At 69.2% G+C, this 20,460-nt stretch carries 18 protein-coding genes and 3 tRNA genes; 9 read left to right on the forward strand and 12 right to left on the reverse strand.

The window, feature by feature from the left end:
• Window positions 1–59 precede the first annotated feature (59 nt).
• Together trxB and M9980_RS06195 are read right to left on the reverse strand one after the other, a co-directional pair.
• Window positions 60–1,028 (reverse strand): thioredoxin-disulfide reductase, encoded by a 969-nt coding sequence (gene trxB, locus M9980_RS06190; protein WP_250754477.1) that lies wholly within the window; start codon window positions 1,026–1,028, stop codon window positions 60–62.
• Between the two features lie 22 nt (window positions 1,029–1,050).
• Window positions 1,051–1,833: an enoyl-CoA hydratase-related protein gene (locus tag M9980_RS06195; RefSeq protein ID WP_250754479.1), complete on the reverse strand. Its 783-nt coding sequence runs from the start codon at window positions 1,831–1,833 to the stop codon at window positions 1,051–1,053.
• Between the two features lie 261 nt (window positions 1,834–2,094).
• Between M9980_RS06195 and M9980_RS06200 the strand changes: the two genes are divergently transcribed.
• Entirely contained in the window at window positions 2,095–4,929 is a 2,835-nt protein-coding gene (locus tag M9980_RS06200) for a M16 family metallopeptidase (protein ID WP_250754481.1), read from the forward strand.
• Between the two features lie 14 nt (window positions 4,930–4,943).
• Here M9980_RS06200 and M9980_RS06205 read toward each other — a convergent pair.
• From M9980_RS06205 to M9980_RS06225, 5 genes are all read right to left on the reverse strand, one after another.
• Window positions 4,944–5,020 (reverse strand) — tRNA-Met (locus M9980_RS06205).
• A 45-nt stretch (window positions 5,021–5,065) separates the two neighbouring features.
• Complete coding sequence (locus M9980_RS06210; protein ID WP_250754483.1) at window positions 5,066–5,578, reverse strand: 2'-5' RNA ligase family protein; 513 nt, start codon at window positions 5,576–5,578, stop codon at window positions 5,066–5,068.
• Window positions 5,575–6,690: a glycoside hydrolase family 130 protein gene (locus M9980_RS06215; RefSeq protein ID WP_250754484.1), complete on the reverse strand. Its 1,116-nt coding sequence runs from the start codon at window positions 6,688–6,690 to the stop codon at window positions 5,575–5,577. The genes M9980_RS06210 and M9980_RS06215 overlap by 4 nt, the downstream gene beginning before the upstream one ends.
• Window positions 6,687–7,445 carry an SDR family oxidoreductase gene (locus M9980_RS06220; RefSeq protein ID WP_250754486.1) on the reverse strand — a complete coding sequence of 253 codons (759 nt, stop codon included), beginning with the start codon at window positions 7,443–7,445 and terminating at the stop codon, window positions 6,687–6,689. The genes M9980_RS06215 and M9980_RS06220 overlap by 4 nt, the downstream gene beginning before the upstream one ends.
• A gap of 34 nt (window positions 7,446–7,479) precedes the next feature.
• Complete coding sequence (locus M9980_RS06225; protein ID WP_250754488.1) at window positions 7,480–8,373, reverse strand: alpha/beta fold hydrolase; 894 nt, start codon at window positions 8,371–8,373, stop codon at window positions 7,480–7,482.
• Between the two features lie 18 nt (window positions 8,374–8,391).
• On the opposite strand from M9980_RS06225, the gene M9980_RS06230 reads away from it, so the two are divergent.
• The 7 genes from M9980_RS06230 (at window position 8,392) to M9980_RS06260 (ending at window position 15,207) form a co-directional block, all read left to right on the forward strand.
• Window positions 8,392–9,759 carry a protein adenylyltransferase SelO gene (locus M9980_RS06230; protein ID WP_250754490.1) on the forward strand — a complete coding sequence of 456 codons (1,368 nt, stop codon included), beginning with the start codon at window positions 8,392–8,394 and terminating at the stop codon, window positions 9,757–9,759.
• Window positions 9,760–9,801: 42 nt separating this feature from the next.
• The gene (gene astD, locus M9980_RS06235; RefSeq protein ID WP_250754491.1) at window positions 9,802–11,229 is read left to right on the forward strand and encodes a succinylglutamate-semialdehyde dehydrogenase; all 1,428 of its coding nucleotides are present in this window, start codon (window positions 9,802–9,804) and stop codon (window positions 11,227–11,229) included.
• A 99-nt stretch (window positions 11,230–11,328) separates the two neighbouring features.
• Window positions 11,329–12,117 (forward strand): uroporphyrinogen-III C-methyltransferase, encoded by a 789-nt coding sequence (gene cobA / locus M9980_RS06240; RefSeq protein WP_250754493.1) that lies wholly within the window; start codon window positions 11,329–11,331, stop codon window positions 12,115–12,117.
• A complete protein-coding gene (locus M9980_RS06245) occupies window positions 12,114–12,410 on the forward strand; it encodes a DUF2849 domain-containing protein (RefSeq protein ID WP_250754494.1) in 297 nt (98 codons plus the stop codon). Before cobA ends, M9980_RS06245 begins: the two co-directional genes overlap by 4 nt.
• Window positions 12,410–14,035, forward strand: coding sequence for a nitrite/sulfite reductase (locus M9980_RS06250; RefSeq protein WP_250754496.1), 1,626 nt, complete (start codon window positions 12,410–12,412; stop codon window positions 14,033–14,035). Before M9980_RS06245 ends, M9980_RS06250 begins: the two co-directional genes overlap by 1 nt.
• Window positions 14,028–14,453 (forward strand): DUF934 domain-containing protein, encoded by a 426-nt coding sequence (locus tag M9980_RS06255; protein WP_250754498.1) that lies wholly within the window; start codon window positions 14,028–14,030, stop codon window positions 14,451–14,453. The genes M9980_RS06250 and M9980_RS06255 overlap by 8 nt, the downstream gene beginning before the upstream one ends.
• Complete coding sequence (locus M9980_RS06260; RefSeq protein ID WP_250754500.1) at window positions 14,446–15,207, forward strand: phosphoadenylyl-sulfate reductase; 762 nt, start codon at window positions 14,446–14,448, stop codon at window positions 15,205–15,207. The genes M9980_RS06255 and M9980_RS06260 overlap by 8 nt, the downstream gene beginning before the upstream one ends.
• Window positions 15,208–15,212: 5 nt before the next feature.
• Here the strand turns inward: M9980_RS06260 and M9980_RS06265 are convergent.
• The 4 genes from M9980_RS06265 to M9980_RS06280 all read right to left on the reverse strand — a co-directional run bounded on the left by M9980_RS06265 (window position 15,213) and on the right by M9980_RS06280 (window position 18,342).
• Window positions 15,213–15,289 (reverse strand) — tRNA-Pro (locus M9980_RS06265).
• Window positions 15,290–15,507: 218 nt separating this feature from the next.
• Window positions 15,508–15,584 (reverse strand) — tRNA-Ile (locus M9980_RS06270).
• On the reverse strand, window positions 15,575–16,612 hold the full coding sequence (locus M9980_RS06275) for a polysaccharide deacetylase family protein (RefSeq protein ID WP_250754502.1): 1,038 nt from the start codon (window positions 16,610–16,612) through the stop codon (window positions 15,575–15,577). Before M9980_RS06275 ends, M9980_RS06270 begins: the two co-directional genes overlap by 10 nt.
• 2 nt (window positions 16,613–16,614) lie before the next feature.
• On the reverse strand, window positions 16,615–18,342 hold the full coding sequence (locus M9980_RS06280) for a sensor histidine kinase (RefSeq protein WP_250754504.1): 1,728 nt from the start codon (window positions 18,340–18,342) through the stop codon (window positions 16,615–16,617).
• A gap of 170 nt (window positions 18,343–18,512) precedes the next feature.
• Here M9980_RS06280 and M9980_RS06285 point away from each other — a divergent pair, with 170 nt between their 5' ends.
• A complete protein-coding gene (locus M9980_RS06285; RefSeq protein ID WP_250754799.1) occupies window positions 18,513–18,974 on the forward strand; it encodes an Lrp/AsnC family transcriptional regulator in 462 nt (153 codons plus the stop codon).
• A gap of 91 nt (window positions 18,975–19,065) precedes the next feature.
• On the opposite strand, the gene M9980_RS06290 is transcribed toward M9980_RS06285, so the two are convergent.
• Window positions 19,066–20,367: a tetratricopeptide repeat protein gene (locus tag M9980_RS06290; protein WP_250754506.1), complete on the reverse strand. Its 1,302-nt coding sequence runs from the start codon at window positions 20,365–20,367 to the stop codon at window positions 19,066–19,068.
• Between the last annotated feature and the right edge of the window lie 93 nt (window positions 20,368–20,460).

Below are 20,460 nucleotides of genomic sequence, written 5' to 3' on the forward strand. Positions count from 1 at the left end.
TGGAGCGCAGCGCTACGCCGCCCAAGGCTCCCGCCTGCGCGGGAGCACCAGACGGCCCGTTACTCCGCCGCTTCGCGCTCCGCCTCGAACTCGGCTTCGGCCAGGAACCGCTCGGCATCCAGCGCCGCCATGCAGCCCGTTCCTGCCGCGGTCACCGCTTGGCGGTACACCTTGTCCATCACGTCGCCGCACGCAAACACGCCCGGCACGCTGGTCCGTGTCGATCCCGTCTCGACCGCGATATAGCCGTCGTCGTCGAGCGCCAGATGCCCGCGGAACAACTCGGTCGCCGGGTGATGGCCGATCGCGACGAAGCCGCCGTCGACGTCCAGCATCGACAGTTCGCCGGTCTTGGTATCCTTCAACTCGATGGCAACCAGTCCTTCAGGACTGCCGCCGCCGACGAAGCGATGGACTTCCTTGTTCCACAGCACCGAAATCTTGTCGCTCGCATGCAACCGCGCTTGCAGGATCTTCTCCGACCGCAACGTGTCGCGGCGGTGGATCAACGTCACGTCGTCCGAATGGTTGGTCAGGTACAGCGCCTCCTCGACCGCGGTGTTGCCGCCGCCGATCACCGCGACCTTCTTGCCGCGATAGAAGAAACCGTCGCACGTCGCGCACGCGCTGACGCCCTTGCCCTTCAGCGCTTCCTCGCTGTCCAGCCCCAGCCATTTGGCCTGTGCGCCGGTCGCGATGACCAGCACGTCGCCCTCGTAAATGTCGCCGCCGTCGCCGACCAGGCGGAACGGGCGTCGCGTCAGGTCGACCTCGACGATGGTGTCCCACATCATCCGCGTGCCGACATGCTCGGCCTGCGCCTGCATCTCCTGCATCAGCCACGGGCCCTGGATGACCTCGCGGAAGCCGGGGTAGTTCTCGACGTCGGTGGTGGTCGTCAACTGGCCGCCGGGCTGGATGCCCTGCACGACGATCGGCTCCATCCCCGCGCGTGCGCCGTAGATCGCGGCGCTGAGGCCGGCGGGCCCGGAACCGAGGATGAGCATCTTGGTGGTGTGAATGGTCATAGTGGCGCCGATGTAGAGATTTTTATCGTCCGCGAAAGGCAGGTTTGCGCTTGGCAAGGAAAGCCATGCCGCCCTCGATCGAATCGGCGGTGCTGCGCGCGGTGCGCTGGTCCGCCGCCTCGCGCGCCATCGCGGCGGCGTACCCGCTCTCCAGCGCATCGCCCACCGCGCGCCGCATCAGACCCAGCGCCAGCGTCGGCCCCGCCGCCAGCCGCTCGGCGAGCGCAAACGCCTCGCCATCCAGCGCATCGTCGGCGACGACCCGGTGGATCATGCCCCAATCCAGCGCCTTGGCCGCCGGCACCCGCTCGCCCAACAGCACCATTTCCAGCGCCCGCGCCCGTCCGATAAGCCGCGGTAGCATCCAGCTGGCGCCACCGTCCGGCACTAGCCCGATGTTCACGAACGCCTCCAGGAAATAGGCGGTTTCGCTGGCGACGCAGAGGTCGGCGGCGAGCGCCAGGCTGCACCCGATCCCCGCCGCCGGCCCGCGCACGGCGCTGATCACCGGTACGTCGAGCGCCGCGATCGCAGCCAAGGTCGGGTTGTAATGCTCGGTCAGCGCCGCAAATGTCGCCTGCGCGGGGTCATCGGACTGCATCGATCCACCCGCGACGTCGGCGCCCGAGCAGAACCCCCGCCCCGCGCCCGTCAGCAACACCGCGCGCGCACCGTCCAGATTGGCGAGCGCGTCGCGGATCTCGTCGAAGGTCGACGGAGGAGCTGCGTTCAGCCGATCGGGCCGGTTGATCGTGACGACCAGCACATCGCCGCGCCGCTCGCTCAGGATCGTCTCATAGGTCATGCCGCCTCCCCGTTCGATTCTCGCGAGACGCATATGCGACGCGACGGGCGGCGCATAGTCGGCGCGGACCCACCTCAATCCGTTCGTCTCGAGTAGGGATCGAGCCTGTCGAGAGCCCGTATCGAGAGATCGTCTCCCCGCACAAGGACCTCTCGATACGTCGTCTCGACAAGCTCGACGACTACTCGAGGCGAACGGATGTAAGGGTTTGACCGCCGCGCCCCCACGCGACACCTTGGCAGCAATCAATCGGGGATCACCATGACCAACGCACGCCGCCTGCTCACCGCGCTCGCCCTATCGACCGCGATCGTCGCGCCCGCCACCGCCCGCACGACCGCGCCGCAGCCGGCGAAGGTGCTGCCCGCGACCAGCTACACGCTGCCCAACGGCCTGAAGGTCATCTTTCACATCGACCGCTCCGATCCGGTCGTCTCGGTCGTGCTCGCGGCGCATGTCGGCTCGTCGCGCGAGGTGAAGGGGCGCACGGGCTTTGCGCACATGTTCGAGCATCTGTTCTTCCTGAATTCGGAAAACCTCGGCCCCGGCGGGCTCGACAAATTGTCGGCGCGGGTCGGCGGCACCGGCGCCAACGGCAGCACCAGCCGCGACTGGACCGTGTACAATCAGGAAGTGCCCCGCGACGCGCTGGAGAAGATGATCTGGGCGGAGGCCGACAAGCTCGGCTATTTCATCAAGACGGTAACGCCCGCGGTGCTCCAGAAGGAGAAGCAGGTCGTCAAGAACGAGAAGCGCCAGTCGGTCGACAACCGCGCGTTCGGCCACGTCCAGGAGTTGCTGACCGCGGCGCTCTACCCCGCCGACCACCCGTATAACTGGCCCGTTATCGGATCGATGGCCGATTTGGATGCCGCGCAGCTGAGCGACGTGCAGGACTTCTACCGCCGCTGGTACACGCCCAACAACGCGACGCTGACGATCGCCGGCGACTTCGACCCGGCGCAGGCGAAGGCGTGGGTTGCCAGATACTTCGGCGAGATTCCTCGCGGCGAGATTGCGGTGCGGCCCGCCAAGCGCCCCGTTGCCCTCACCGCGTCGAAGTCGCTCGCCTATGAGGACAGCTACGCCAAGCTGCCCCAGCTCACGATCGCCTGGCCCACCGTCGGCATCGCCGACCCCGACTATGTCGCGCTGGAGGCGCTGTACGACCTGCTGACCGACGGACGCGACGCGCCGCTGACGAAGCTGCTGGTCGAGGATCGCAAGCTGACCGACGCCGTATCGATGGGCAGTTACGACAGCGAAATCGCGGGCGAGGCGATGCTGAGCGTGCGCGCCTATGACGGGGTCAAGCTCGACGCGGTGCGGGCGGCCATCGATGCCGGTCTGGCGCAGTTCGGCACCGCCGGGGTCGACCCTGCCGCGCTCGCCCGCGTCAAGACGCTGCGCGAGGCGGCGATCTATGCTGGTATCGGCGATGTCGACGGCAAGGCGACGACGATCGCCCGGTATGAGGCGCAGACCGGTGACCCCGAATTTCTCGACGTGTACCTTCGTCGCCTCCTCGCGCTGACCCCGGCCGACATCGACCGCGTGTTCCGCCGCTACATCGCCGGGCGGCCCAATGTCTCGGTCAGCGCGGTGCCCAAGGGGCAGCCGGCGCTGGCACTCACCGGCGCAACGATGGTCGTGCCCGCGACTGAACCGATCGTGCAGGGCGCGGAAGCGGAGGTCGACCAGACCGCAGGCCGCACCGCCTATGCCCGCACGCCGTCGAAGATCGATCGGACGAAGGAGCCGGCGTTCGGCCCCGCCCCCGCCGTGACGCTGCCCGCAGTCTGGCAGGCGACCGCCGCCAACGGCCTGTCGGTGTCGGGGATCGAGGACCGCGAATTGCCGCTCGTGCAGTTCGCGATGTCGGCCGATGGCGGGCAGTTGCTGGACGATCCGGCCAGGCCCGGCGCCGCCAATCTGCTCGCCCGGATGATGACCCGCGGCACCCGCACGCGCACCGCAGCCGAGCTGGAAAAGGCGCTCCAATCGCTGGGCGCGAAGGTGGAGGTCAGCGCCGATCGCGAACGCATCGTGCTCGGCGGCGCGACGCTTGCCCGCAATTACGACGCGACCATGGCGCTGGTGCGCGAGATGCTGCTCGACCCGCGCTGGGACGCGAACGAGCTCGCGCTCGCCAAGGCGGCGGTGTCGGCGCGGATCGCCGACGAACGCTCGAACCCGCAGGCGCTCGCGAGCCGCGTCACCAACGTCGTCAGTTACGGTCCACAATCGATATACGCGCGCAACATATTGGGAACGCAGGTTTCGGTCGCTGCTCTGTCGATGGCCGACCTCAAGGCCGCCTATGCCCGCCTTTCGCCCGGCACAGCCCGGTTCCGCGCGGCGGGGGCGGTGACGCAGGCCCAGGTCATGGCGTCGGTCGCGCCGCTTGCCACCCGGTGGACGACCGCGCCGATGGCGCTGCCGACCGTCGCGCCGTTGCCGCTGCCCGAAAAGGCGCGATTATATTTCTACGACATTCCGGACGCCAAGCAGTCGCTGCTGACCTTCACCGCCCCCGGCCCGGCGCGCGGCGATGCCGATTACACCGCGGCGGCGGCGATGAACTATATCCTCGGCGGCGGCGGTTTCGCGTCGCGGCTGACCCAGCAACTGCGCGAAGGCAAGGGCTATACCTATGGCATCCGCTCGGGCTTCACCGGCTGGCGGCATGACGGGCGGTTCACGCTCAGCAGCCCGGTGCGCGCCAACGTCACGCTCGAATCGGCAACGCTCGCGCGGTCGATCATGGCGGACTATCCGCGTACCTTCACCGCCGATGATCTCGCGGTGACCAAGGGTTATCTGACCAAGAGCCGCGCATTCCAGTTCGAGCAGTTGGGCGACAAACTGAACATGCTGGCGCTGATCGGCGACTATGGCCTGGCGACCGACTTCCCCTTGCGCGATGCCCGTGTGGTCGAGGGGATGACCGTCGAGCAGGTCCGCGCGCTGGCGGCGAAGTATCTGCCGACGGCGCGCATGACCTACGTGATCGTGGGGGATGCCGCGACGCAGGCCGGGCGGCTCGATGCGCTCGGGCTAGGCAAGGCGGTGCCCGCGAAGCCGCTGATCGAGTGAGATTGCAACGCCGGTGGTAGCGGAGGAGGGACTTGAACCCCCGACCCCAGGATTATGATTCCCGTGCTCTAACCAACTGAGCTACTCCGCCCCGGCGTTGGCAAGGCGCGCCCAATAGGTCGGGGTGCGGATGGGGTCAAGCGAACTTGTGGACCGACAGCGCTTCCCACGGCCCGCCGCGATACCACCAGCTGGCGAGGCCAGCGATCGCGAGGGGGCGGCGGACGAAGCCGGCCTCCAGCTCGGCCTTCAATGCTGCGGCAACCGCGGGGGCGACCTTGTTCTGGATCGTGACGTGCGGGCGCCACCCGGCGCGGTCCTGCGGGGTGAGCAGCGGGGCGAAAGCGTCGGCCAAGTCGGCGCGCATCGCCTCCAACTCGGGCGATTCGACGCGGAACGCGACGCCGCGCCCCAGCGACATCACCCCGCCGAGCCACGCCCGCGGCGGCGCCTCCCCACGGGTCAGCGCGGTCAGGCGTTGCTTCAGTTCCGGCGCGACGTCGGGCGGGAGATGATGGAACAGCGTAAGATGCGCCGCCAAATGGTTGCGTTCCAGTGGAAAATGCGCGCGGCGCAGGCCGTCGAGATGCGCATGATCCTCCGCCCCTAACACGGCAGTGACGATGATCGGCGCTGCGCTCTCGCTCAAGCGAACACCGATTTCGCGATATGGGTGATGCGGCACGCCAGATCCGCCTCACCGCTCGCCACGACATAATGGTCGCCGCCATCGACGATCCCGGTCGTGAACACGACGTTGTCGAGGTACATCTGGTCCGCAAGCGGCGCAGTCAGCGCTGGCGCGGGCTCCAGCAGCGGCGCGTGGTCGGTCGCCACGACGACGCTCGGGTCGTCGCGGTCAAGGATCGACCAATAGGTCCGGTAGATGCCGATCACCCCCGACGGCTCGACCCCATGCCAGAGTGTCAGCCACCCGCGCGGCGTCAGCAGCGGCGGCGCGCCGCCCCCCATCCGCGCTGTGGCATTGGTGGCGGCATGGGGGCGGATGCCGGGGCGGTCGTAGGGCTTCCAGTGCAGCGCGTCGGGCGACGTCGCGAGGTTGATCGACGGCCCCGCCCGCCATTCGCTGTCCGGCGGATAGGCGAAATACAGGTCGCCCAGCGGCCGCGTCTGCGTCCAGTATTTGCCGCCGACCAGCCCCTCGAAGATCAGCATGTCCTTGTTCTGATGATCGAGGACGATGCCCTCCAGCGCCCATTCCACCACATCGTTCGACGAATAGAGCGTCGTCGCATGCCGCTCAGGGCTGACCGAGCACGTCGTCATCAGCCAGCGGTCACCGACCCGGCTGATCCGTGCATCCTCAACACCATAGCATTGATAGCTCGCACGCGGTGCTATGGCGCGGTCGTAATGGATAGCGACCACCGAAAGCCCGTCCGCAGCCAGCTCGACCGGCAGCAGCCAGCTGAGCGAGGTCAGCGCCATCACCTTCCAGCCCTCCCCCCGGATCATGAACTTGCGCGGATCGCTGGTGTCGACCTGGTCGAGCGGCCAGGCGTCGAGCGCATAGCCACCATCGACCCAGCGGATCGCCCGGATGTGCCCGCCCACGATCGGCGTGCGCAGCGCCTCCGCCACCCGCACCATCATCAGCAGATTGCCGTTCGGCAACCGCGTCAGGCCGGGGTTGAAGGCCCCCAGCACATAGGTTTCGTCCTCGAAATGCCCGCGCAGCGGCGACCGCGCCAGATCGACGTCGTCGGGCGCGAACACCAGCCTGTCAACGGCGTGCATCATTCGCCGTCCTGCGTGCGCGGGACGATCGTCACCTGCTGGATGACGCTGCGCCGCGGCTGGGTCAGGCAGAAATGCACGCCCACCGCGATGTCCTCGGCCCGGAGCATCGTCTCGTCGTGGATCATCTCGCGCTGCTTCTCGGCGGGAATGTCGGGATACTGGAAATCGGCGCCAGTCTTGCCGGGTTCGACCAGCGACACCTTGATCCCTTTCGGCCCCAGCTCTCTGCGAAGCGCCTCACTGAAACCCGCGATCCCGGCCTTCATGCCGGCATAGACGGTTGATCCCGGCCCCAGCACATGCGCCGACATCGACCCGATCAGCACGATGTCGCCGGCATCGCCCATGCGGTCCACCGCGGCGTGGGCGCTCATGACATAGGCGGTGAAATCGGTAGCCAGCGCGTAGCGAACCTCACCCGCGCTCATGTCGGTCAGGCCTTGGGCCGGCACCGCGGCGTTGATGACGGCAACGTCGATCCCGCCCAGTGCGGCGACGCCAGCGTCGAACAGCCGATCGACCGCGCCAGGCTCGGCCAGGTCGATCGCGGTGCCGTGGCCTTCGCCGACCGCGTTGATCCGTTTCAGCGCGTCGGCCAGGTGATCGCGGTTGCGCCCGCACACATAGACCCTCGCCCCCTCCGACGCGAGCAGCACCGCGGTCGCGCGACCGATGCCGGTGGTGCCGCCGGTCACGATCACGCGCTTGCCCTTCAGGCTGGTGACGGCGGTATGGGCGTCGGACAGGTCGGTCATGGTTTCTCCCTCGGGCATGCCCAGGGAGAAGCGATCAGGCGGTCACCGGTTCCCGCAAAACCTTGTCGAGCAGGCGATCCATCGCATGCGCGACCGCTGGCTCCTCCAGCGTCGGGGCATGGCCGACGTCGGGCACGGTCGCCAATTCGGCACGGTCGCCAAGCCGCGCGACCATCCGGTCGGCGGCGGCCTGCGACAGGATGTCGGACCGCCCGCCGCGCACCACCAGCACCGGCTTCCCCGCCAGCGCATCGAGCATCGCCCACATGTCGGGCGCAGCCTCGTTCGCCGGCACCCGGAACGGCTCGGCGATCTTCATGTCGTAGTCGAGCACGATGCGACCCGCCGAATTCAGCCGGTACAGCCGCTTGGCCATGCCCAGCCAGTCCTCCAGCACATAGCCGGGATAGACGTCGCCGTTCGCCTCCCACACCGCGCGCGCGGCGTGCAGCCAGGTCGGGTGCCAGCTGTTCTTGCCGACATAGGTGCGGATGCGCTGCAATCCCGCGGGGTCCAGCTCCGGCCCGACATCGTTCAGCAGCGCCCCCGCGATCCGATCCGCCCCGCCCGCCGCCAGCAGCATGGTGACGATCCCGCCCAGCGACGTGCCGACCGCGACGAACCGGTCGATCTTCAGCTCCGCCAGCAGCGCCTCGACGTCCTGCATGTAGGTGAGCGGGACATAGCTCATCGGATCGCGGGCATAGGCGCTTTCGCCCCGACCGCGGAACTCGACCGCGACGATCCGCCAGTCGGGCGACAGCCGCCGCGCGACCCCTTCGAAATCGCGGACGTTGCGGGTCAGTCCCGGAAAGCACAGTATCGGCGGGCGCCCCGCGCCACCGCCATAGTCGCGATAATGCAGGCGCAGGCCGTCGTGCGACGTCCAGTGACCGTCTTCGAAACCGGGATTGCGTGTCGGGCCCATCGCCACCCATATCGCCGCATGACCGACTTCCCGCAAGCGCGCGACATCACTGTGTTCCAAGGCGCCGTCACGATTCTGGAGCTGGGCGACGCCTTCTACGATCCGGTGGCGGCGGCGGACTTCCCCGAAACCGTCCTGCGCTTCCGCAACGATCGCGCGGCGGCGGAAATCGGGCTCGACACGCTCGAGGACGCCGCGTGGCTCCGCCATTTCGGGCGGTTCGAGCCCTTGCCGGGAAGCCTCGTACAGCCGCTGGCGCTGCGCTACCACGGGCATCAGTTCCGGGTGTACAATCCCGACATCGGCGACGGGCGCGGCTTCCTGTTCGCACAGGCACGCGACCGCGACGGGCGGCTGATGGACCTCGGCACCAAGGGGTCGGGGCGCACGCCGTGGAGCCGGTCGGGCGACGGGCGGCTGACGCTGAAGGGCGGCGTCCGCGAAATCCTCGCGACCGAGATGCTCGAGGCGCTGGGCGTCCAGACCTCGCGCACGCTGTCGCTGATCGAAACCGGCGAGGCGCTGGAGCGCGGCGACGAACCCTCACCCACCCGCTCGGCGGTGCTCGTCCGGCTCAGCCACAGCCATATCCGCATCGGCACCTTCCAGCGGCTGGCCTATCTGCGCGATACCGAAAACATGGCGCGGCTGGTCGATTACGTGCTCGTCCACCTCCACGGCGACGCGCCGGGCGATCCGGTGAAGCTGCTCGACACCGTCGTCGCCCGCACCGCGCGGCTGGCCGCCAGCTACATGGCGGCGGGTTTCGTCCACGGCGTGCTCAACACCGACAACATCACCGTGACGGGAGAGAGCTTCGATTACGGCCCCTGGCGGTTCGCGCCGACGTGGGAGCCGGGCTTCACCGCCGCCTATTTCGACCACGCCGGCCTCTACGCCTTCGGTCGCCAGCCCGAGGCGATCCACTGGAACACGATGCAGCTGGCGGTGTCGCTGCGCGCGCTGGTCGAGGCCGAGCCGCTGATCGCGGTGCTCGACACCTTCGGCGATCGCTACCAGGCGGCGGTCACCGACGCGCTGCTCTGGCGGCTTGGCGTTACTCCGCGTGGGGGGCCGGAGGACCGCGCCCTTATCCAGGCGATCGAACCGGCGCTCAGGGAAAGCGGCATCGGTATTGACCGCTTCTTCTTCGATGCGTTCGGCGGCACCCTGCCCGACACGCCGTCCTTCGCCGAGCCCCGCGCGCGCGTCGCCCCCTATCGCCCGCGCAAGGATCGCGCCCACGCCTATTGGTCGGGCGCCCCCTGCTCCATGCTGATCGACGAGGTCGAGGCGATCTGGGCGGCGATCGACAGTCGCGACGACTGGGCACCGCTCCACGCCAAGGTCGCCGATATTCGCGCGATGGCCGAGGCACTTCGCTAGCCCGCTCTTGGCTTTAGCGGCGTTTCCCGGCAGGGAGGCGTCATGGCGGGGCAGGAAATCGTATCGATCGAGCCGGCGACGGGCGCGATCCTGTGGCGGGGCATGCCGTCGGACGTCGATGAGGAGGTCGCCCGCGCCCGCGAAGGCTGGGCCGGCTGGGCCTCGCAACCGCTCGCCTTCCGCATCGAAACGCTGCGCCGCTTTGCCAACGTCGTGCGCCAGCGTGCCGAGGGGTTCGCCGACACCATCGCCCGCGAAACCGGCAAGCCGCTGTGGGAAGCCCGCACCGAAGTCGAGACCGTCGTCGCCAAGGTCGACATCTCGGTCACCGCCTTTTCCGAGCGCACCGGCCAGCGTCGCATCGACGCGCCAATGAACACGCGCATGGCCCTGCGGCACAAGCCGCACGGCGTGCTCGCGGTGCTCGGCCCCTATAATTTCCCCGCGCACCTGCCCAACGGCCACATCGTGCCGGCACTGCTCGCCGGCAACGCGATCGTATTCAAGCCGTCGGAAAAGACCCCGGCATCGGGCGCCTTCCTGGTCGATTGCTACCATGCCGCCGGCGTGCCGGAGAGCGTCGTCCGCATGGTCATCGGCGGCCCGGACGAGGGCAAGGCGCTCGCTGCCCACGACGGTATCGACGGCCTGTTGTTCACCGGCTCGGCGCGCACCGGCCTGGCGCTCAACCGCCTCTATGCCGACCGGCCCGAGAAAATCCTGGCGCTGGAAATGGGCGGCAACAACCCGATCGTGGTGTGGGGCCAGCCCGATCTCTACGCCGCGGCGGTGCTGGTCGTGCAGTCGGCCTTCACCACCTCCGGCCAGCGCTGCACCGCCGCGCGCCGGCTGATCGTGGACGAGACGCTGGCCGACCCGCTGCTCGCCGAGATCGAGAAGATCGTGTCGCGCCTGATCGTGGGCGAACCGCACGCCGATCCCGCACCTTTCATGGGCCCGGTGATCGACAATGATGTCGCCGACATGCTGACCGAGAGCTTCCTCGCGCTGCTGACGATGGGCGGTCGTGCGATCCGCCATCTCGAACGCCCGATCGACAACCGCCCGTTCCTCACGCCCTCGCTGATCGACATGACCGGTGCCGGCGAGAGCCCCGACGTCGAGCTGTTCGGCCCGATCCTCCAAGTGTACCGGGCGAAGACCTTCGACGACGCGATCCGCACCGCCAACGACACCCGTTACGGCCTGTCGGCGTCGCTCATCAGCCAGGATCCCCAGCTCTACAACGCGTTCTGGGCGAACATCCGCGCCGGCATCGTCAACTGGAACCGCCCGACCAACGGCGCGTCATCGGGCGCACCGTTCGGGGGCATCGGCTGGTCGGGCAACCACCGCCCCAGCGCCTTCTACGCCGCCGATTACTGCGCCTATCCGGTCGTCAGCAACGAGGCAGACCAGGCCCGCGCGAGCATCGGGATTGGCCTGCGCGACGTCGACGGGGATCGCTAGGGCCGCGTCGACGGCGCCGGCTCGCGTGACAAGTTTCGCTACGCTCCATGCAAGGAAGCGTCGATTGCCCTCCCGCGGCGACCGGCCCATTTCCCCGGCATGGCAAGTCTCCTCGATCCCACCGCGCGCGGGCGCGTCATCCTAGTCGGCGCAGGGCCGGGCGACCCCGGCCTGCTCACCGTCCGCGCGGTCGAGGCGCTGAAGGTCGCCGACGTCGTCGTTCACGACGGCCTGATCGACCCCCGCGTGCTCGACCTTGCCCCTGAAAATGCCCACCGCATCTCGGTCGCCAAGCAACGCTCGCGCCACACCCTGTCTCAGGACGGCATCAACGCGCTCATCGTCGCCCACGTCCGGCTGGGTCAGGTCGTCGTGCGGTTGAAGGGCGGCGACCCCTTCATCTTCGGGCGCGGCGGTGAGGAAGTGGAGGCGGTTCGCGCCGCCGGCCTGCCGGTCGAGGTGATCCCCGGCGTCTCCGCGGCGCTGGGCTGCGCGGCGGAGGCGATGCTGCCGCTCACCCACCGCGACTGGTCCTCGGCGGTCAGCTTCGTGGCTGGCCAGTGCAAGGGGCTCGCCGATCAGGACTGGTCGGGCCTTGCCGGCAAGGGACGCACCCTCGTCATCTACATGGGCGTCGCGACCTGTACCGACATCGCCGACAAGTTGATGGCGGACGGCGTCGCCCCCGACATGCCGGTGGCGGTGCTGGAGAAGGGCACGCTCACCGGCCACCGCGCGCTGCGCACCCTGCTCGCCGACCTGGGCGACATGATGCGGCGGGAGGATGTGCAGAGTCCGGCAATCATCGTCGTCGGCGAAGTCGTCCTGCTCGCCGACGCCGACGACCGGCTCGGCACACTTGCCGCGCAGGCGGAGGTATTGGCGTGAAACTGTTGACCGGAAACGACTTGCCGACCGGCGATGTGCTGTGGTGGACCGGCACCGGCTGGTCGCGCCACGTCGACGATGCCGCCGACGTCGACGAGAACGGCGCTGCCATCGCGACCGCGGAGGAAGGCGCCCGCCGCGTCAACGCCCCCTACGTCATCGACGCCACCGCCACCGCGGACGGACCCCGCCCCGCCCACATCAAGGACCGCGTCCGTGCGCTGGGGCCGACGGTGCGCCCCGACCTGACATTGAAGCCCGCCGATCCGGCGGCGGGAAGCTGGGTGATCTGATGTACCGCTACGACACCTACGACCAGGCGATCGTCGATGCCCGCGTCGACGAATTCCGCGACCAGGTGCAGCGTCGCCTCGCCGGCCAGATGACCGAGGACCAGTTCAAGCCGCTCCGGCTGATGAACGGCCTGTACCTCCAGCTTCACGCCTATATGCTGCGCGTCGCGGTGCCCTATGGCACGCTCGACAGCCGCCAGACGCGGATGCTGGCGCACATCGCGCGCAAATACGACCGCGGATACGGCCATTTCACGACGCGCCAGAACATCCAGTACAACTGGATCAAGCTGGCCGACGCGCCCGACATTCTCGCCGACCTCGCCACGGTCGAGATGCATGCCATCCAGACGTCGGGCAATTGCATCCGCAACATCAGTTCGGACCAGTTCGCCGGCGCCGCCGCCGACGAGGTGACCGATCCGCGCCCCTGGGCCGAGCTGATCCGGCAATGGTCCACCTTCCACCCCGAATTCAGCTACCTGCCGCGCAAGTTCAAGATCGCCGTGATAGCCTCGGAATCTGACCGCGCGGCGATGCGGCTGCACGATATCGGCATCCAACTGGTGGAGCGCGACGGGCAGATTGGCGCGCGTGTGTTTGCCGGCGGCGGCATGGGCCGCACGCCGATGATCGCGCCCGAGATCAACGACTTCGTGCCCGCAGCCGATATCCTGTCGTATCTCGAGGCGGCGCTTCGCGTCTACAATCGCCACGGCCGCCGCGACAACATCTACAAGGCGCGGATCAAGATCCTGGTCAACGATCTGGGCGCCGAAGAATACGCGCGTCAGGTCGCCGAGGAACATGCCGCGGTGAAGGCGCTCGGCATCGACCCGCCGCAGGCCGAACTGGATCGCGTCAGCGCGATGTTCGCCCCACCCGCCTTCGTCCCCGACCTGCCGACCGATCTCGATCGCTCCGACCCCGATTTCGCGGTCTGGCTCGACCAGAACGTCTCGGCGCACAAGCACCCCGGCTACAGCATCGTCTCGATCAGCCTGAAACCGATCGGCGGCATCCCCGGCGACGCCAGCGCCGACCAGATCGATACGCTGGCCGACCTCGCCGAACGCTACAGCTTCGACGAACTGCGCGTCACCCACGCCCAGAACATCGTCCTGCCGCACGTCGCCACCCGCGATCTGCCCGCGGTGTGGGCGGCCTTGCGCGAAGCCGAACTCGCCGACGCGAACCTCGACCTCATCAGCGACATCATCGCCTGCCCCGGCCTCGATTACTGCAGCCTCGCCAACGCCCGCTCGATCCCCGTCGCACAGAAGATCGCGACCCGCTTCGTGGATCGCCAGCGCGACCTCGGCGAACTGAAGCTGAAGATCAGCGGCTGCATCAACGCCTGCGGCCATCACCACGCCGGCCACATCGGCATCCTCGGCGTCGATAAGAAGGGGGTCGAAAACTACCAGCTCCTGCTCGGCGGATCTGGGGCCGAGGACGTCAGCCTCGCGAAGATCACCGGCCCCGGCTTCTCGGAGGACGGCATCGTCGACGCGGTCGAAAAGGTCACCGACCTCTATCTCGCCGAACGCGCCGACGGCGAACGCTTCCTCGACACCTACCGCCGGCTCGGCATGGAGCCGTTCAAGGAGGCGATCTATGGGTGACCTGCTCAACTACCGCGACGCCGCGCCGCAGGAGCAGCCCGCGGTCACGCTCGAGGCCTTCCTCGACCAGCCAGATGCCGGCGCCGTCCGGCTGGAGGCCGGCGACGACGCCCGCGCGCTGCTGCCCCACCTCGCCCACCTGACGCTCGTCGAAATTGCCTTCCCCAGCTTCCGCGACGGTCGCGGCTATTCGGCGGCACGTATCCTTCGGGAGGCGGGCTATGCCGGCGAGTTGCGCGCGCAGGGCGACGTGCTGGTCGACCAGGTGGCATTCATGCGCCGCTGCGGCTTCGACAGTTTCGCGCCCGAGGCGCCGATCGACCAGACCGTCCTCGCCGCCGCCCTCGCCCGCTACGACGCCGTCTATCAGCGCGCCGCCGATGAGCGCGTGCCCGTCTGGCAACACCGTCATGGCTGAGGCCGCCCAACGCCGCGTCGACCGCATCGACGTCCGCTCCCGGTGGAGCGCAGCGGACGCGATTCGGCTCAATCGCCTGTTCACCGGCGCCGACACGCACGAGATGCTCGCGACGCTGCTACGCGAGCACATGCTGGGCGACGTCGCCATCGTGTCGTCGTTCGGCGCGGAGTCGGCGGTCCTGCTCGATCTCGTCGCAGCGGTCGACCGTACGGTGCCGGTGCTGTTCCTCGATACCGGCAAGCATTTCGCCGAGACGCTCGCTTACCGCGACGCGCTTGCCACCCGCCTCGGCCTGACCGATCTGCGCGTGCTGGCCCCCGACCCGACGGAGCTCGCGGCCCGCGACGAGGCTGGCCTGCGCTGGTCCTACGACCCCGACGGCTGCTGCGACCTGCGCAAGGTTCGCCCGCTCGAGCGCGCGCTCGCCGGGTTCGACGCGAGCATCACCGGGCGCAAGGCGTTCCAGGCGACCACCCGCGCCGCGCTTCCCCGGTTCGAAGTCGACGGAGACCGGCTGAAGGTCAACCCTCTCGCAAACTGGACCCGCGCCGACATCGACGCCCATTTCGCAGCCCGCGCCCTGCCTCGCCACCCTCTGGAGGCGCAAGGGTTCGCGTCTATCGGCTGCTCCCCCTGCACCAGCCGCGTACAGCCCGGCGAAGACCCCCGCTCGGGCCGCTGGCGCGGCTGGGACAAGACCGAATGCGGCATCCACACCGACACCGGCGAGGACGACCAGCCGAGTTTTTGAGAAAATGGTCGGGGAGACAGGATTCGAACCTGCGACATCCTGCTCCCAAAGCAGGCGCGCTACCGGACTGCGCCACTCCCCGACGGATGCGGACGCGCCTAGCGAAGCTGGGCGCGACACGCAACCGGCGCGGACGGCCTTCGCGCAGCGAAAGGTCCGACGACGCGGCTTTGCCGCGGCGGGCGATGCGGGTTTTCGGTGGGCGCGCCGCGGGCAAAGCCCGCGTCGTCGGTCGGGCTGCGCCCGCCGTCCGCAGCGCAGCCCAAACTCGAAATAGCGGCGCTATTTCTCGTGCGGCGCTGGTGGGCCCGGCAGGACTTGAACCCGCAACCTAGCCGTTATGAGCGGCCAGCTCTAACCAGTTGAGCTACAGGCCCCCAGCGTGGTCGGTCGATACGGGGGTGTTTGCGACCGCGCAAGCATCGAGGATATCCGCCTCGCTCGCCGAGCGCACGCCCAGTCGGTCGAGCAGGCCGAGCACCGCGTCCCACCACCCCCAGAACGCCGCCAGGTCGCGCGCATCGCGCACGTAGGGAGTGTGGCCGGGCACCAGCGAGGGCGAGTGGAACGACAGATTCAGGAGCGCCAGCCCCTCCCCGACCGCCACGCGCACCGCTTCCAGCGCCTCGGCCTGCGGCATGTCCTCGGGCGTCAGGGCGACGCGGTTGAGCAGGCCGGCGCGCGCGAGCAGGCCCGTGCCGCGGGGGATGCGGCCCGCGAGCGCATGCAGCCACTCCCCGCCGCGCCGGGCGACGCCGGTGAAGATCGTCGTCAGCGGCAGCTCGACCAGCCCGTCCACCCGGAACGCATCGTTGCCGATCGCGCGGTAATCCGGCCCGCCCTTCGCGGTGAAGTCGTATCGCGCGCGCATCGACGTATCGATGCGGTAGCCGCGGTCGGCGAGCAGCGCGGTGCTGCCGGTGCCGAGGCCATAGCGCCCCGCGCGGTAGCTGACCGGCCGTCGCCCGAACGCCTGCGCGATCGCCGCGGTCAGCACGTCGAGCTTCGCCGCCTCGAGCGCCGGCGGCAGGTTGCCGACGAAGCTGTTGGCGGGCGTTACCGCTTCGTCGAACGGCGGGTTGACCCAGGGGTGCAGCTGCGTGCCGACCGCCGACCGCCCGTCCTCCAGCGCACGCGCGATCGCGGCGACGGCGCGGGGATCGGTGGCGACCGGATGGTCGACCAGATAGGTGAGCGGCGCGCCGAGCCCGGTGAACCGCGCCGCCGCGTCCGGGATCGCCGCGGTCGCGGTCACGCCCGTCGCGTCCCGACGGAACGGCGCGTCCCAGTCGAATTCCTCCTCGGTATCGACGAAGATCGTGTAGCGGCGCCCGAATTCGGCGGGCCAGCAGAGCCGCGCGCCCGGCGCCGGCACGGCGGGTCGGAAGGGCGGGCGCGCTTCCACGCTCAGAGGTGCTGCGCCTGCTCCATGCCCTGCTCTACCGCGCGCGGCAGGGTGAGTGTCAAGCGCCGCTGCCCGATCGTCAGCGCGCCGCCGATCTCGCGCGCCAGATTGCGTGCGAGCCGCAGCGCGAAGCCGGTACCGAGCAGCGAGGTCGCGCAGTCCTCCGCGGCGATGTCCAGGATCGTCTCGCCCGGATAGGCGTCGAGCGCGGCGGGGCGATCGACGGCCAGCGCCACGCGGTCGGCGGTCGCGGGCGCGATATCGATGGCGATCGCCTCGCCCGCCGCGGCTGCGCCCAGCATCGCCGCCAGCAGCCGCGCGACCAGCCGGGCGAGCGCATCGCGGTCGGCGACCACCTGCGCCGCCGTGCCCGACACCGTGATGCCCGCGCCGCGATCCGCGGCCAGCGCCGCCAGGTCGCGCACGCTCTCTGCGACCAGCGCGTCGAGCGCGACTCTGTCCTTGCGCGTCGGCAGCGACCCCGCCTCGATCCGCGCTGCGGTGTCGATGTCGTCGATCGCCGCCAGCAACCGGCGCGATTCGCCGCGGATGGTCGCCGCCTGTTCGCGGTAGGGATCGGCGACGGGGCCGAGCAGCTGATGCTCGATCATCTCGGAAAAACCGGAGATCGCGTTGGTCGGCGTGCGCAGTTCGTGGACGATCTGGCGCACCGCATCGGCGGCGGCGGCCTGCGACGCGCGCGGCAGTTCGTCGGCGCGCGGGCGGCGCGCGCTGCCGCGGTAGCCGGTGAAGCGCCCGCTGGCGGGATCGAATCCCGGCACCGCGGAGATCAGCCACAATCCGGCGGCGGGCGATCCCGCGCCGACCTGCAAACGCGCCGCGTCGAAGCGGGCGCGGCGGCGGCAGGCCCCCGCGGCGATGCCATCGACGCCGGGCGCGCCAGGCCGCGCCGCCTGCGCCAGCGACACGCCGACGATAGCACCGCGCGGCGCCCCCTCCACCCAGCGAACGATGCCGGCGGCATCGGTTTCGAAGCGGAAGCCCTCGGCACCGAATGCGGGCGCGGGCGCGGGCGGCGGCGGAGCCGCGCGCGGCTCCTGCTTCTGATATGCCTCGATCCGCGCGACGATGTCGGCAATGCGGAACGGATGATCCGCCGCCGCGAGCGGCGATTCATTGTCGTTCTCGCGGCGCAGCGCCTCCGCGACCACCGGCAGGCCCATCGCGATCCGCCCAAGCGACACGAACGCGCCCGGATCGCCGGGGATCGTCGCCGGTGCGGGCGACGGCGTCGCGGCTTCGGGCAGCGATATTGGCGTCGCGATAGCAGCGGTACCGGGCGCGCCCTCGATGACGAAATCGACCGTGCCGTAGCTGTCGAGCGCATGCGCCATGCCCTCGGGCAGGTCGCGGCGATGGCGCAGGATCGCGCGCGCCGCCGGGCCCAGTTCGGGGAGCAGCGTCACCCACTCGGCGTGCGCCAGCGTCGCGGTGCGCAGCACCGGCGCGGCCACCGTCATGTCGTCGCGCGCCAGCAGCCGGACGAGCGCCAGCGGCGGCTGCGCCCCGATCAGCGCCCGCGCGCTCGCCGCGCGCACCGCCAGCGGCACCTCCGCCTGAAGGTCGGCCAGCGCCGCCACCGCCGCCTCGACCGAGGATACGCGCCCGCGCCCCGCCAGGTCGACCAGCTGGCGCCAGGCCGCCTGCACCGACGCGGGACTCGCCAGGGGCGCCGACATCACCGTCGTCAGGGCATCGTCGAAGCGCACTCTCGTCTCCCGCCGACGCCGGGGCGGCCCGCGTCGTAAGAATTTCTTAACTCCGCGAGTCTGCGGGTGAAACCGCCAAATTTTGCCCGTCGCAATGTGGGACAATTGCGTTCGCGTGTAATTTTATTATCGTAGGGCTGATGATTCTGAATATTATGGGGCGACACACGATGGCTTTCGACCGCATCGACCGGCAGATCATGGCGCTGCTCCAGGACGACGGGCGCATGACCAACGTCGACCTGGCCGAGCGCGTCGGGCTGACCGCCCCGCCCTGCCTGCGCCGCGTCCGCGGGCTGGAGGAACAGGGAGCGATCAAGGGGTATCACGCCGCGATCAATCCGGCGAGCCTCGGCTACACAATCACCGTCTTCGCGATGGTCAGCCTGAAAAGCCAGGCCGAGGGCGACCTGTCGGCGTTCGAGCGCCACGTCGCGACCATCCCCGAGATTCGCGAATGCCATATGCTGAACGGGGAAATCGACTTCATCCTGAAGATCGTCGCGACCGACCTGCAGGCGTTCCAGGAATTGCTGACGACACAGCTGACCCCTGCGCCCAATGTCAGCCATGTGAAGACGTCGCTGACGATCCGCACGGCGAAATCGGAGCCCGGCATTCCGGTCGGCTAGCCTGGCGAGCGGGTACCCGATCACCCCCCGCACACGAAAAAGGGCGACGCATCGCTGCGCCGCCCCCTTTCGCTGGATGCCTTCGAGCAGATCAGGCCGCCGGCGCGGCACCGGCCACCGTGCCGGTATCGAGCCAGGTCAGCCAGAAGCTGGCGATTTCCTTGCGGGTACCGTCTGTCACCGCCCGGAACGCCGTGCGCGCGGCATCCTTCTGACCCAACTGGGTCTGGGCGATACCGATGCGCATGTTCGCCTCGGACGCATCGATGCCACCCTTCTGCAGGGCCACGTTGTACAGCTCGACCGCCTTGGCATAATTGCCGAGCGCCAGGTTGGCGTCGCCGGTCTGCAGGGCGACCTTGCCGGTGGCGGCGGCCTTCGCCTTCGTTTCCAGCCCGGTCAGCGAGCCCTCGTTCTTGATACCGGCGTTGGCATCCGACAGCAGTCGCGCCGCAGCGGTATCGCCCGCGGGCACCTTTCCGGTCGCGCGACCTTCGTCGATCACCGACTTCGTCTCGCCCGGCAGACCCGCATAGAAGGCGGTGTCGGCGTACTCGATATAGTCGCCGCGGCCCGCCAGCGACTTGGTGGCGCGCATCAGGCGGTACAGGTCGAGCTGCGTGCCGCGATCCATCGCCGGCGCACCCTTCACCTGCTTGCCGTCGCGATAGGTCACCAGCGCCTCGCGCCAGTTCTTGGCGGTCGGATAGGCGACGACGCGCTTGTTCAGCCACGTAATCATCTGCGGGTCACGCTTCGTGTACAGCTGGCCGATGGCGACGCTGTACCAGCTTTCCGGCGCCTTGCGGCCCGCGGCAGCCTCGGCGTCGATCGCCTTCTGGATGCCGGCGATGCCGCCCTGGAGGTCACCCGTCTCCATCGACGCGAGCGCGATCTGGAGGTTCAGGTTCTCGTTGGTGAAGCCCAGGTCGCGCGCCTTCGTCAGATACGGCAGCGCCTCGGCGTACTTCTTCTGCTGGAAGGGCAGCGCGCCGCGGTAATAGTTGTACGTCGGCAGCATCGTCGCCGGTGTCTTGCTGTTCTTCACCAGCACGTCGAGCACCGGGATCATCGCGTTGGCGTCGTTGGCCGGCGCGATCAGCTGCAGCTTCAGCGCGTTATAGGCGTACAGCTCGTCCTCGGTCTTCGCGAACGGCGCGGCCTCGGCCAGCTTCGCGGTCGCGGTCGCGGTGTCCTTTGCAGTCAGAGCGGTCTGGGCTGCGGCGAGCGGCGCGCGGAATTCGGGCGACAGCTTCAGCTGCGGGCCACCGGCGCCGGCGGAATCGCCGCCCTTCTTGTCCTTCTTCTGCGCGGCGGCGGGCGTCACCACCGCGGTGGTCGCCAGGCCGGCGGTGAGCGTCGCGGCGAGCGCGAGCTTCGAGATGAGCCTCATGATTCCGAAATCTCCTCTTGGGCATCCCCTCTTCCAGGGGTTGGCTCCGCTGTAGTTACCGGGCCGTCCGCGTTCAAGCGTCTGCCTGGGGCG

It is taken from the genome of Sphingomonas donggukensis (assembly GCF_023674425.1).
Lineage (GTDB): Bacteria > Pseudomonadota > Alphaproteobacteria > Sphingomonadales > Sphingomonadaceae > Sphingomonas > Sphingomonas donggukensis.